Source organism: Pseudomonas sp. Pso3, assembly GCF_055393275.1.
The window spans coordinates 3,357,374-3,369,899 of sequence record NZ_AP043687.1 but is presented as its reverse complement, the minus strand read 5'-3'; the positions used below and the strand labels follow the sequence as shown (position 1 = coordinate 3,369,899).

Annotated in this window: 11 protein-coding genes; 9 read left to right on the top strand and 2 right to left on the bottom strand. The window is 64.1% G+C overall.

Annotation, left to right across the window (positions count from 1 at the left end):
• Nucleotides 1-254 precede the first annotated feature (254 nt).
• The 3 genes from ACZ5R1_RS15960 (at nucleotide 255) to ACZ5R1_RS15950 (ending at nucleotide 4,409) form a co-directional block, all read left to right on the top strand.
• Nucleotides 255-2,657: a TonB-dependent siderophore receptor gene (locus ACZ5R1_RS15960; RefSeq protein WP_042135887.1), complete on the top strand. Its 2,403-nt coding sequence runs from the start codon at nucleotides 255-257 to the stop codon at nucleotides 2,655-2,657.
• An 84-nt stretch (nucleotides 2,658-2,741) separates the two neighbouring features.
• Nucleotides 2,742-3,242: a GNAT family N-acetyltransferase gene (locus tag ACZ5R1_RS15955; RefSeq protein ID WP_042135885.1), complete on the top strand. Its 501-nt coding sequence runs from the start codon at nucleotides 2,742-2,744 to the stop codon at nucleotides 3,240-3,242.
• Between the two features lie 102 nt (nucleotides 3,243-3,344).
• Nucleotides 3,345-4,409 (top strand): 5-methyltetrahydropteroyltriglutamate--homocysteine methyltransferase, encoded by a 1,065-nt coding sequence (locus ACZ5R1_RS15950; protein ID WP_052382654.1) that lies wholly within the window; start codon nucleotides 3,345-3,347, stop codon nucleotides 4,407-4,409.
• 1 nt (nucleotide 4,410) lies between these two features.
• On the opposite strand, the gene ACZ5R1_RS15945 is transcribed toward ACZ5R1_RS15950, so the two are convergent.
• A complete protein-coding gene (locus tag ACZ5R1_RS15945) occupies nucleotides 4,411-5,040 on the bottom strand; it encodes a LysE family translocator (RefSeq protein ID WP_042135882.1) in 630 nt (209 codons plus the stop codon).
• Between the two features lie 49 nt (nucleotides 5,041-5,089).
• The gene (gene ppsR, locus ACZ5R1_RS15940; protein WP_007159264.1) at nucleotides 5,090-5,908 is read right to left on the bottom strand and encodes a posphoenolpyruvate synthetase regulatory kinase/phosphorylase PpsR; all 819 of its coding nucleotides are present in this window, start codon (nucleotides 5,906-5,908) and stop codon (nucleotides 5,090-5,092) included.
• Nucleotides 5,909-6,034: 126 nt separating this feature from the next.
• On the opposite strand from ppsR, the gene ppsA reads away from it, so the two are divergent.
• From ppsA to ACZ5R1_RS15910, 6 genes are all read left to right on the top strand, one after another.
• Nucleotides 6,035-8,404 carry a phosphoenolpyruvate synthase gene (gene ppsA / locus ACZ5R1_RS15935; protein ID WP_007159263.1) on the top strand — a complete coding sequence of 790 codons (2,370 nt, stop codon included), beginning with the start codon at nucleotides 6,035-6,037 and terminating at the stop codon, nucleotides 8,402-8,404.
• A gap of 153 nt (nucleotides 8,405-8,557) precedes the next feature.
• Nucleotides 8,558-9,559 (top strand): zinc transporter ZntB, encoded by a 1,002-nt coding sequence (locus ACZ5R1_RS15930; protein WP_027596958.1) that lies wholly within the window; start codon nucleotides 8,558-8,560, stop codon nucleotides 9,557-9,559.
• Nucleotides 9,560-9,607: 48 nt separating this feature from the next.
• A complete protein-coding gene (locus ACZ5R1_RS15925) occupies nucleotides 9,608-9,871 on the top strand; it encodes a hypothetical protein (protein ID WP_007159261.1) in 264 nt (87 codons plus the stop codon).
• Nucleotides 9,872-10,696: a mechanosensitive ion channel family protein gene (locus ACZ5R1_RS15920; protein WP_027596957.1), complete on the top strand. Its 825-nt coding sequence runs from the start codon at nucleotides 9,872-9,874 to the stop codon at nucleotides 10,694-10,696.
• A 55-nt stretch (nucleotides 10,697-10,751) separates the two neighbouring features.
• Nucleotides 10,752-11,336, top strand: a complete 585-nt coding sequence (gene sigX / locus ACZ5R1_RS15915; protein WP_007159259.1) for an RNA polymerase sigma factor SigX — start codon at nucleotides 10,752-10,754, stop codon at nucleotides 11,334-11,336.
• Nucleotides 11,337-11,436: 100 nt separating this feature from the next.
• On the top strand, nucleotides 11,437-12,492 hold the full coding sequence (locus tag ACZ5R1_RS15910; RefSeq protein ID WP_007159258.1) for an OmpA family protein: 1,056 nt from the start codon (nucleotides 11,437-11,439) through the stop codon (nucleotides 12,490-12,492).
• Nucleotides 12,493-12,526: the final 34 nt, after the last annotated feature.

Sequence of the window (12,526 nt, the reverse complement as noted above, 5' to 3'; positions counted from 1 at the left end):
TCCCTCGAAAATTGCCGAATCAGAGCGATGGAAGGCTGATGTCTGGAAATCCCCGTCCTTGACCGCTTCGGGCAGTACAGTCATCGACTTGCGGTCGCTTATGATATTAATTTGCATTTACAGATGCATCCAGGTTGCATAGCCTGCGTTCCGCCGCGCAAGACGGCATCGGATACCGGTCCCTGGAAAATCTCCAGCGAGTCCTTACGTGGGGTACGGACGGGTCGGTGTTTCCCTAGAGGACGACCAACGACATGCAGCTCTTCTCCCTTCGCCTCATCGCGCTTTCCGTTTCCCTGGGCGTGGCGACCCTCGCCCAGGCCGCTCCCGTGGCGCTGTCGCAACCGGCGCAGCCGCTGGCCGATGCCTTGCAGAGCTTCGCGCGCGCCAGCGGCCTGCAGGTGAACTACGATCCCGCCGCCCTGGTGGGCAAGCGGGCGCCGGCACTGGCGGGGCGGATGGAGCCGGATGTCGCCCTGCAACGTCTGCTGGCGGGCAGCGGCCTGGCGGCCTCGGTCAGCGGCTCGGTCGCGACCGTTGCCCCGGTGGCCACCCAGGCGGCGGCCGGCAGCGTGGCCCTGGATGCCACCACCATCAGCGCGGACGATGGCTCCCTGACGGGCCGGACGACCACCGAAGGGACCCGCTCCTACACCACCGGCGCCATGAGCACCTCCACCGGCTTGCCGCTGTCCATCCGCGAAACGCCCCAGTCGGTGAGCGTCATCACCCGGCAGCGCATGGAAGACCAGGGCATGACAGATCTCAACGATGTGGTCCGCTACGCCCCGGGCGTGACGCTACGCAAATTCGGGGGTGATCGTCAGGAATTCCTCTCCCGCGGCTTCCGCATCGACAACGTCATGTACGACGGCCTACCCACCACGGCCGGGACCTTCACCCTCGACAGTCTGTCCTCGGCCGACCTGTCCATCTACGACCGGGTGGAAGTGGTGCGTGGCGCCACCGGCCTGATGACCGGCGCCGGCGATCCTTCGGCCACCCTCAATCTGGTTCGCAAGCGCCCGACCGCCTTCCCTCAGGTCAGCGTCACCACCAGCGCCGGCAGCTGGGACCGCTACCGTACCGAGGTCGACGCCTCCAACAAGCTCAACGAAGCCGGCACCCTGCGCGGTCGCGCCGTGGCCGCCTACGAAGACGGCAACAGCTTCCAGGACGTGCGCGAGCGCAAGCGCCAGACCTTCTATGGCGTCCTCGAAGCGGATCTCAGCGACGCCACCACCTGGACCATCGGCGCGTCCAAGCAGCGTGAAGACAAGACCTCCGATTGGGGCAGCCTGCCCAGCGGTCCCAACGGCGAAAACCTGCACCTGTCGCGTTCCACCTTCCTGAGCGGCGACTGGGCCTACTGGGATCAGGACAACTACACCCTGTTCTCCGACATCACCCACACCTTCGACAACGGCTGGAAGGCCAAGCTGGCGGCGCAGCAGGTCTGGGCCAATTCCGATACCTACTCCAACTACCTGACGTCGACGGCCGCGGACTTCAGCTACAGTTCGGTCAGTGACTTTGGTACCGCTTCCGGCGCCTATCGCACCGATTCCGATCAGCTCAACATCGATGCCTCGGTCAGTGGTCCCTTCCAGTTGATGGGTCGCGAGCACGAACTGATGGCCGGGATCAGTCGGCGGCAGGATAAGTTCTATCAGCGTGGCGGCTATTCCGGTGCCACTCCGGTGGACATCTACAACTTCCGTCCCAGCAGCATCCCCAAACCGGCCAAGGACACGCTGACGCCCTATGCCAGCAAGAACACCACGACCGAAGAGGCGATCTACGCGGCGGCGCGCTTCAACCCCATAGATCCGCTGCACGTCATCGTCGGGGGACGAGTCAGCTGGTATGACTTCGACAACCTTTACAGCGACAACGACTACAAGGCCACCCGCGAAGTCACGCCCTATGCCGGCATCATCTACGACCTGAACGACACCTATTCGGTCTATGCCAGCTATACCGAGATCTTCAAGCCGCAAAGCGAGCAGAACTCCGGAGGTTCGGTCCTGGAGCCCATGACTGGCAAAAGCTACGAGATCGGTCTCAAGGGCGCCTATTTCGATGGCGCGCTTAACGCGTCCGTGGCGCTGTTCGACACCATTCAGGAGAATCGTGCCTACCTGCCAGCCAACCAGGCCACCTTCTGCCCTGGCTATCCCGCCCAGAGCTGCTACAGCGCGGCGGGCGAGGTCCGCAGTCGCGGTATCGACGCGGAAATCTCCGGCCAACTGACGCCAAACTGGCAGGCGTCTGCGGCCTATACCCTGGTGCTTAGCCAATACACCAAGGATGTCACCTACGAGGATCGCCGCTTCGCGCCCGAGCAGCCCAAGCACCTGTTCAAGGCCGCCACCAGTTATCAACTCACGGGTAGCCTGAGCAACTGGCGTATCGGTGGCGATCTGCAGGCCCAAAGCGAGACCTTCCAGCGCGTCGGTACCGGCGAAGCCAAGCAGGATAGCTATGCCCTGGTGGGGCTGATGGCCGGCTACCGCTTCAACGAGCATTGGGATGGCCGGGTCAACTTCAACAACATCTTCGATGAGAAATACTGGCAGGGCATCCCGACAGGTACCGGGAGTGGCACCTACGGCGATCCCCGCAATGTCATGCTCAGCCTGAAGTGGACGCTGTGACCGGCGCGTGACGCCTGCGCTTCGCCCTTGTCCGGACCCCCGGACCTGGGCGAAGCTGCGGACTTCCGCCAAGGAGTGCCGCCCATGTCCAGTTCCACCGTCCACCTGGAACGCTATGCCGACCGCCATGCCGAGGGCCTCGCTGCCCTCTATGGCGATCCGGCCGTGGCGCGGCAGGTGCTGCAGCTACCCTATCAGAGCGCCGAACAATGGCGGCAGCGTCTGAGCGGCGAACGCGAAGGGCGGATAGGACTGGTCGCCCTGCAGCAGGGGCGGGTGGTGGGCAGCGCCAGTCTCGAACAGCAGCAACGCATTCGCCGCCAGCACTGTGGCGCCCTTGGCATGGGCGTGGCCCGGGATTTCCAGGGGCAGGGCATAGGCACCCAGCTGCTGACGGCCCTGCTCGACCTCGCCGACAACTGGATGAATCTGCATCGGGTCGAGTTGACCGTCTTCAGCGACAACGAGCCAGCCATGGCGCTCTATCGCAAGCTGGGTTTCGAAGAGGAAGGGCTGCTGCGTCGCTATGCCCTGCGCGATGGGGTGTTCGTCAACGCCTACAGCATGGCGCGCTTCAAACCCTGATCGCGGTGTATGAGAGAAACTTGAGTTCATCACAAGAAACCTGAGTTTGTTTCATGGTTCATGCGCGACGACAATCTCCATCCTGTCAGGTGGAGGTGTGCAATGGTCAAGATTCATTCCCAGGGTTCCGCGCGGCGCGCGCAACAGGGTGACGCGTCCCTGGCGACGCTGGCGTCTCTCGACGATTGCGACCGGACCGCCCTGATCGCCCAGGGGCGCCAGCAGCGTCAGCAGGCTTGGCGCGCCCAGCAGGCCGCGGGTTGTGAGTGGCTCGCGGTAGGCGACTTCGGCTGGGGCGATCGGGTTCTGGCGCATTCGTATCTGGTCGGCGCCGCCGCTCGCACTGAGGCGGCAGACGATCATCTATTCGCCGGTCCCTGTCAGGTCCCGGTATTCACCTCGGACCAGTCCTTTGCCATCGGCTGGGAGCAGTTGTTCGACGAGGTCGCCGAGGCCCAGGCGCTCGGTCTGGTGGCCAAGCCGGTGATCCTCGGACCCCTGAGCTATCTATGGCTCGGTCGCTCGCTCGATCCGGCCTTCGACCGCCTCGAATTGCTGGAAGCGCTGCTACCGGTCTATGGCGAGATATTCGCGCGGTTGGCCGCCCAGGGCGTGGAATGGGTCCAGCTCGATGAGCCTTTGCTGACGCTGGAACTGCCGCTGGCCTGGCGCACCGCCTTCGAGAGGGCCTACAACCTGCTGCAACGCGAACCGCTGAAGAAGCTGCTGGGTGTGCGTCAGGGCGAGTTGCTCGACAACCTGGGGCTGGCTGCCGGTCTGCCGGTAGAGGGGCTGCATGTCGACTGGCCGCGGTCGGTCCAGGCCCAGCAGGGGCTGCTCGATCGGCTGCCGGCCTACAAGACGCTGTCGCTGGGTCTGGTGGAAGACACCAAAGCCGGGCCGATCGGTCAGCAGCGGCGGCTGCAATTCGCCCGTCAGGTCGGCGAGCGCCTGCAGGAACGCCTCTGGCTGTCGCCCGCGGCCTTTTCCGGAGCTGTCGACACGGCCCAGGCCGCGGCACTGACGGCCGAATTCAACACCCTGGTGCGAACCGCACACCAGGCCGGGATGGACACGTCGCTAGCGCCCAGGGAACAGCCCTGGGCGGCGATCGAAGCGGCCCTGGCCAAGCTGGGCGCCGCCCAGTCCGGTCTGGTGTCGTCCTGAATCAGCGGTGGGCGGTCAGCAACAGACCGCCTGCGCCGGCAAAGAAGGCCCCGGTGGCCTGATTGAGGCGGCGCACCCCACGGGGTCCGCGGATGAAGCGGCGGATCTGGCGGCCGAATAGGCCATAGATCACGGCCGCGACCAGCTCCGCGAACAGATGGGTGCCGCCCAGGTAGACGAATTGTTGGGTCGTCGGCTGAGTGGGATCGATGAACTGCGGAAAGACCGCGGCGAACAGCAGGATCGCCTTGGGATTGCTGATGCCGATGAGGAATTCCTGCAGCATCAGCCGGTGCAGCGCCCGCGGTTGCGCCGCGCCGCTCTCGGCCAGGTCCAGGCCGTCGAAGGCCCGGCTGCGCCAGCTCTTCACGCCCAGGTAGAGCAGGTAGAGCGCGCCGATCCACTTGATGATGGTGAAGGCCGTCTCCGAAGCCAGCAGCATGGCGCCCAGGCCCACCGCCGAAATCACCAGGAAGATCACGAAGGCCACGTCGCGCCCCAGGGCCGCCAGTCCCGCCGTCACCGCGCCATGGCGGATGCCGTTGCCGAGCGAGCAGAAGTTGTTGGGGCCGGGGGTCAGGGCGATGAGCAGGGCGACCGGAAAGAACAGCAGGGCATCGACGAGGTTCATGGCGGTCGCCTGGTGCGCCGCACGGGCGCCGAAGAGGAGGGGTGGTCGACTATTTAAACCGTCTTTCCACGCCTTTCTCCACCAGAATCTTCGCCGAGATTTCCTCCACGGAAAAATGCGTGGTGTTGATGAAGGAGATGTTCTCGCGACGGAACAGACTCTCCACCTCGCGCAGTTCGAATTCGCACTGGGCGAAGCTCGCATAGCGACTGTTGGGCCGACGCTCGTGACGGATCGCCGCCAGCCGCTCGGCATCGATGGTCAGGCCGAACAGTTTGTCCTTGTAGGTCTTCAGCGAGGCGGGCAGCTGCAGGCGCTCCATGTCCTCTTCGGTCAGCGGATAGTTCGCCGCGCGGATGCCGTATTGCAGCGCCATATAGAGGCAGGTCGGCGTCTTGCCGCAGCGCGAGACCCCGACCAGGATCAGATCGGCCTGCGCATAGTGGGTCGTGCGGGCGCCGTCGTCGTTTTCGAGTGCGAAATTGACGGCCTCGATCCGCTCCATGTAGTGACTATTGTGCATGATCGAATGTGACTTCCCTACCGAATACGAAGATTCGGCGGAAAGTTCCCTTTCGAGCGGGGATAAAAACGTGGAGAAGATGTCGATCATGAACCCGTTCGACTGGTCCAGAATGGCCCGGATGTCACGGTTGACGATGGTATCGAAGATGATGGGTCGCGCACCGTCCTGGACGGCGGCGGCATTGATCTGCTGTACCATCGCCCTGGCCTTGTCCAGCGTATCCACGTAGGGGCGGGTGACCTTTCTGAAGGTGATGTCCCCGAACTGGGCCAGGAGGCTCTGACCGAGGGTTTCGGCCGTGATGCCGGTACCGTCGGAAATGAAAAAGGCGGTTCGTTGCATGGAGGGACGTCCTGGTGGCGTACGGGGCAGGGATCGCTGCACTGTAACCCACCGCCGTCCACTGTCCATGGGGCGAGCGCCGAGGCGTACTGCTTTCCCACAAAGACACAAGATGGAGAGAAGACCTTGGACGAGTATGTAATTTCACTGGAACAGCTTGGCGTGCACGACGTCGAGCGCGTGGGCGGCAAGAACGCATCCCTCGGCGAGATGATCGCCAACCTGGCCGGCGCGGGCGTCTCCGTACCCGGCGGGTTCGCCACCACGGCCCAGGCCTATCGCGACTTCCTCGAGCAGAGCGGCCTGAACGATCGCATTCACGCGGCCCTCGACGCGCTGGATGTCGACGACGTCGTCGCCCTGGCCAAGACCGGCGCCCAGATCCGCCAGTGGGTCATGGACGCGCCTTTCCCCGAGCGCCTGGACGCCGAGATCCGCCGGGCCTTCGCCGAGATCTCGGCGGGCAACCCCAATCTCGCCGTGGCCGTGCGCTCCTCGGCGACCGCCGAAGACCTGCCGGATGCCTCCTTTGCCGGCCAGCAGGAAACCTTCCTCAACATCCGCGGCGTCGACAACGTCATTCGCGCTGCCAAGGAAGTCTTCGCCTCCCTCTTCAATGACCGCGCCATCGCCTACCGCGTCCACCAGGGCTTCGATCACAAGCTGGTCGCCCTGTCCGCCGGCGTGCAGCGCATGGTGCGTTCCGAGACCGGCGCCGCCGGCGTGCTCTTTACCCTGGACACCGAATCCGGCTTCCGCGACGCGGTCTTCGTCACCGCCGCCTACGGTCTCGGCGAGACCGTGGTGCAGGGCGCGGTCAACCCGGACGAATTCTATGTTCACAAGCCCACCCTGGAAGCCGGTCGCCCGGCCATCCTCAGGCGCAATCTGGGCAGCAAGGCCATCAAGATGGTCTATGGCGAAGAAGCCAAGGCCGGTCGCTCCGTGCGCACCGTCGATGTCGAGCCGGCGGATCGCGCGCGTTTCTCCATCACCGACGCCGAGGTCACCGAACTGGCCAAGCAGGCGCTGATCATCGAGCGCCACTATGGTCGCCCGATGGACATCGAGTGGGCCAAGGACGGTGACGACGGCAAGCTCTACATCGTCCAGGCCCGTCCCGAGACCGTGAAGAGCCGCGCCAGCGCCACCGTCATGGAGCGCTACCTGCTCAAGGACAAGGGCCAGGTGCTGGTGGAAGGCCGCGCCATCGGCCAGCGCATCGGCGCCGGCAAGGTCAAGATCATCCGCGACGTCAGCGAGATGGATCGCGTCCAGCCCGGTGACGTCCTGGTCTCCGACATGACCGATCCCGACTGGGAGCCGGTGATGAAGCGCGCCAGCGCCATCGTCACCAACCGCGGCGGTCGTACCTGCCACGCCGCCATCATCGCCCGCGAGCTGGGCATTCCGGCGGTGGTCGGCTGCGGCAACGCCACCAGCCTGCTCAAGGATGGCCAGACCGTCACCGTCTCCTGCGCCGAGGGCGACACCGGCCTGATCTACGAAGGCGAGCTGGACTTCGACATCCGCCAGAGCTCGGTGGATGCCATGCCCGAGCTGCCGTTCAAGATCATGATGAACGTCGGCAACCCCGATCGTGCCTTCGACTTCGCCCAGCTGCCCAACGCCGGCGTGGGTCTGGCGCGCCTGGAATTCATCATCAACCGCATGATCGGCGTGCACCCCAAGGCGCTGCTCAACTACGACAGCCTGCCCTTCGAGGTTAAGGAGAGCGTCGACAAGCGCATCGCCGGCTACTCGGATCCGGTCGGCTTCTATGTCGAGAAGCTGGTGGAGGGGGTCTCCACCCTGGCCGCCGCCTTCTGGCCGAAAAAGGTCATCGTGCGCCTGTCGGACTTCAAGTCCAACGAATACGCCAACCTCATCGGCGGCAAGCTCTACGAACCCGAGGAAGAGAACCCCATGCTGGGCTTCCGCGGCGCTTCCCGCTACATCAGCGAGAACTTCCGCGACTGCTTCGAGCTGGAATGCCGCGCCATGAAAAAGGTGCGCGAGGAGATGGGCCTGACCAACGTCGAGCTCATGGTGCCCTTCGTGCGCACCCTGGACGAGGCGGCGCGGGTGGTCGAGCTGCTTGGCGAGAACGGTCTCAAGCGCGGCGAGAACGACCTGCGCGTGATCATGATGTGCGAACTGCCCTCCAACGCCCTGCTGGCGGACGAATTCCTCGAGCACTTCGACGGCTTCTCCATCGGCTCCAACGACCTGACCCAGCTCACCCTGGGCCTGGATCGCGACTCCGGCATCATCGCCCACCTGTTCGACGAGCGTAATCCGGCGGTCAAGAAGCTGCTTGCCAATGCCATCGCCGCCTGCAACCGGGCCGGCAAGTACATCGGCATCTGCGGCCAGGGTCCTTCGGATCATCCGGATCTGGCCAAGTGGCTGATGGAACAGGGCATCGAGAGCGTCTCGCTCAACCCCGACTCCGTGCTCGACACCTGGTTCTTCCTGGCCGAAGGCAACGCCTGAGGCCAGGGATCGCCCCGCCGGCCAGCGGCGGGGTGATCCTTTCCAGGATTAATCCCTCTCATTCCCCACGAAGGTAGCGCCTGCGCCCTGTCTCGGGCCACCTTCGCCGGATCGCCTGGCCACCGTGGTCGCGATCCCTGCAAGAGACCCCAGATGCAGCAGTACGACAGCGATGTGGAACAAGGCCTCATCTATGGCTATCTCCTCGATGGTCGCGGTGGCGGACGACGCCTGAGTCGTCGCGAGCTGGCGGAGGTGGAGCCGAGCCCGAGCGAGGTGCTCTGGCTGCACTGGGACCGTAGCGTCCCCGAAGCTCAGGCCTGGCTCCGCCAATCCAGCGGCCTGAGCGAATTCGCCTGTGACCTGCTGCTGGAAGAGGCGACCCGCCCGCGCCTGGTCAATCAGCCCGACGACAGCCTGCTGCTGTTCCTGCGCGGGGTGAATCTGAATCCCGGCGCCGTGCCCGAGGACATGGTGTCGCTGCGGGTCTTCGTCGACAAACGCCGGGTGATCTCCCTGCGCATGCGACCCATGAAGGCCGCTGCCGAGGTCCAGGAAGACCTGGAGGCGGGCATCGGTGCCCAGAGTGCCGAAGACCTGGTGCTCTACCTCGCCAGCTACATGACCAGTCGGGTCGACGACCTGGTACGTGGTCTCTCCGATCAGCTCGACGGCCTCGAGGAACAGGTCGACCAGGACGAGGGCGGCCTGCCCGATCACGCCCAGGTGCTGACCCTCCGGCGCCGCGCGACCGGGCTGCGCCGGTACCTGGCTCCGCAGCGTGACATCTATGGCGATCTCGCCCGCGGCAAGCCCGCCTGGTTCGTCGAGGCGGCCAGCCAGGGCTACTGGAGCGAATTGCACAACAGCCTGGTGCGCAACCTGGAAGAACTCGAGGTGATGCGCGAGCGGGTCGCGCTGCTGCAGGACGCCGAGCAGCGGGCGACCACCGACAAGACCAATCGCACCCTCTATCTGTTGGCCATCATCACCGGCTTCTTCCTGCCCATCAGCTTCATCACCGGTCTGCTCGGGATGAACATGGGCGGCATGCCGGGTTCGTCATCCGCCTTCGGCTTCGTGGCCGCCTGCCTGGTGATCGGCGCGGTGGCGGTCTTCCAGGTCTGGCTGTTCCGTCGACTGCGCTGGCTGTGACCCGTCCCCACCTCGCTGCGTCAAGAGGAAACGACCAACGAGGTGCTTATGCACGATCCCTTCGAAGCGTCCCTCAAGGCGCTCCTCAATACCCCGGCCAATGCTCAGGACGAGGAGGGCGACGACCAGGCCCGCTTGCATCGCGTGCTCAAGACCGCCAACCGTCAGGTTGGCGCAGGTGCACTGTTCGATCTGATCGGGCGGCACTGGGCCTCGGCGCTGCTGCTGGCACTGGGCAACGGTGCCCCTCACCTGAAGCCGCGCACGCGCCGTACCGCGCGTCGCGAATCTCTCCCGGAGATCCTGAAGTAGATGGAATTCGATATCTGGACCCAGAGTCTGCTGTCCGCCATGACCACCCTGTGGAGCAAGGTGGCCGGCTTCATTCCCAACGTCTTCGGCGCCCTTGTGGTGATCCTCGCCGGCTTCGCCGTCGCCAAGATTCTCGACACCGTGCTGTCGAAGGTACTCGCCAAGCTCGGCCTGGATCGCGTCCTCGCCGGAGCCGGGGTGACCAAGCAACTGGCCAAGATCGGCATCCGCATGCCGGTCACCACCCTGATCGGCCGGATCGTCTACTGGTTCGTCCTGCTGGTGTTCCTGGTCTCGGCCGCCGAGTCCCTGGGTCTGCAGCGCGTGTCCTCGACCCTGGACGTCATGGCGCTCTATGTGCCCAAGATCTTTGGCGCCGCCCTGGTGCTCATCGTTGGCGTGCTGCTGGCGCAACTGGTCAGCGGTCTGGTGCATGGCGCCGCCGAAGGCGTCGGCCTGGATTACGCGGCCGGCCTGGGGCGCCTGGCCCAGGGACTGGTCATCATCATTTCGATCTCGGTCGCGGTCGGTCAGCTGGAGATCAAGACCGAACTGCTGAACCTGGTCATCGCCATCGTGCTCACCGCCTTCGCCCTGGCGGCGGCCCTGGCCCTGGGGCTCGGCAGCCGTGGGCTGGTGTCGCAGATCCTGGCCGGCATCTATGTGCGCGAACTCTATGAAGTCGGCCAGTGGGTGACCCTGGCGGACGTCGAAGGCGAGATCGAGGAGATCGGCACCGCCAAGACTCTCATCATGACCGAAGAGGGCGATATCGTTTCGGTTCCGAACCGTCTATTGCTGGAGGCCCAGGTGCGCAGCCGCTGACAGGCGACGCGGAGATGGCTATCATGCCCGCCACTTTTTGGTAGCCAACTCCGTCTTGAACAAGCCCGCCCCTCATGCCTACGACCCGACCACGCTCAGTGACGAAGAGCTGGTCCAGCGCGCGCATGGTGAACTCTTCCACGTGACGCGAGCCTACGAAGAACTGATGCGCCGTTACCAGCGCACCCTGTTCAACGTCTGTGCCCGCTACCTGGGGAACGACCGGGACGCAGACGATGTCTGCCAGGAGATCATGCTGAAGGTGCTTTACGGTTTGAAGAATTTCGAGGGGAAATCGAAATTCAAGACCTGGCTGTACAGCATCACCTACAACGAGTGCATCACTCAGTACCGCAAGGAACGCCGCAAGCGGCGGCTGGTGGAGGCATTAAGTCTGGATCCGATGGAGGAAGCCTCCGAGGAAAGGGCGCCGAAGCTGGAAGAAAAGGGAGGGATGGATCGCTGGCTGGTCCATGTGGGTCAGGTCGATCGGGAGATCCTGGTGCTGCGCTTCGTCGCAGAGCTGGAGTTCCAGGAGATCGCCGACATCATGCACATGGGCCTCAGCGCCACCAAGATGCGGTACAAGCGGGCACTCGACAAACTGCGTGACAAGTTCGCAGCTGAAGTTGAGGGCTGACCGGATGTGTCAGCCGTAAGTTTTTGAACTTCACGAAAACTTGTTGTCGAAGCCTCCGGAGATTGCCGGAATTAGTACCACTAAAATGGGGATACAAAGGATGAAACTGAAGAGCACCTTGGGCGTCGTGATCGGCTCCCTGCTGGCAAGCGCCTCGCTGAGCGCCCTGGCACAAGGTCAAGGCGCCGTCGAGACCGAGCTGTTCGGCAGCCGTCTGTTCACCGACAGCCAGCGCAACATGACCAACGCTGACCTGTACGGCGGTTCCGTTGGCTACTTCCTGACCGACGACGTTGAGCTGGCGTTGTCCTACGGCGAGTACCACAACGCCCGTGGCGACCACGACCTGGGCCACAAGAACATCAAGGGCAGCCTGGCTGCTCTGGACGCCTACTACCACTTCGGTCAGCCCGGCGTCGGCCTGCGTCCGTACGTATCCGGTGGCTTCGCTCACCAGTCCATCAGCAACCGCGACATCAACGAAGGTGGTCGTGATCACTCCACCTACGCCAACCTGGGTGCCGGCCTGAAGTACTACTTCACCGAGAACCTGTATGCCCGTACCGGCGTACAAGCCAACTACAACATCGACTACGGCGACACCGAGTGGAGCGCTGCTGTAGGTGTTGGTCTGAACTTCGGTGGTTCCACCAAGAAAGAAGTCGCTCCGGCTCCGGCTCCGGCCCCCGTTGCTGACGTCTGCACCGATTCCGACAACGACGGCGTTTGCGACAACGTCGACAAGTGCCCGAACACCCCGGCTAACGTCACCGTTGACGCTACCGGCTGCCCGGCTGCCGCCGAAACCGTTCGCGTCGAGCTGGACGTGAAGTTCGATTTCGACAAGGCCGTGGTCAAGCCCAACAGCTACGCCGACATCAAGAACCTGGCTGACTTCATGCAGCAGTACCCGCAGACCTCGACCACCGTTGAAGGCCACACCGACTCCGTCGGCACCGACGCCTACAACCAGAAGCTGTCCGAGCGTCGTGCCAATGCCGTGCGTAACGTCCTGGTCAACCAGTACGGCGTGCAGGGCAGCCGCGTGAACGCTGTTGGTTACGGTGAATCCCGCCCGGTTGCTGACAACGCCACCGAAGCCGGTCGCGCCGTCAACCGTCGCGTAGAAGCCGAAGTCGAAGCTCAGGCCAAGTAATCCGCCTGATCCAGACTCCAAAAAAGCCCGCCTA

What these genes read in the sequence shown, in the direction of transcription:
- ACZ5R1_RS15910 (WP_007159258.1), top strand. Translation starts at nt 11,437, where the DNA reads ATGAAACTGAAGAGCACCTTGGGCGTCGTGATCGGCTCCCTGCTGGCA.
- ACZ5R1_RS15930 (WP_027596958.1), top strand. Translation starts at nt 8,558, where the DNA reads ATGCAGCAGTACGACAGCGATGTGGAACAAGGCCTCATCTATGGCTAT.
- ACZ5R1_RS15945 (WP_042135882.1), bottom strand. Translation starts at nt 5,040, where the DNA reads ATGAACCTCGTCGATGCCCTGCTGTTCTTTCCGGTCGCCCTGCTCATC.
- ppsR (WP_007159264.1), bottom strand. Translation starts at nt 5,908, where the DNA reads ATGCAACGAACCGCCTTTTTCATTTCCGACGGTACCGGCATCACGGCC.
- ACZ5R1_RS15960 (WP_042135887.1), top strand. Translation starts at nt 255, where the DNA reads ATGCAGCTCTTCTCCCTTCGCCTCATCGCGCTTTCCGTTTCCCTGGGC.
- ACZ5R1_RS15920 (WP_027596957.1), top strand. Translation starts at nt 9,872, where the DNA reads ATGGAATTCGATATCTGGACCCAGAGTCTGCTGTCCGCCATGACCACC.
- ACZ5R1_RS15955 (WP_042135885.1), top strand. Translation starts at nt 2,742, where the DNA reads ATGTCCAGTTCCACCGTCCACCTGGAACGCTATGCCGACCGCCATGCC.
- ACZ5R1_RS15950 (WP_052382654.1), top strand. Translation starts at nt 3,345, where the DNA reads ATGGTCAAGATTCATTCCCAGGGTTCCGCGCGGCGCGCGCAACAGGGT.
- ACZ5R1_RS15925 (WP_007159261.1), top strand. Translation starts at nt 9,608, where the DNA reads ATGCACGATCCCTTCGAAGCGTCCCTCAAGGCGCTCCTCAATACCCCG.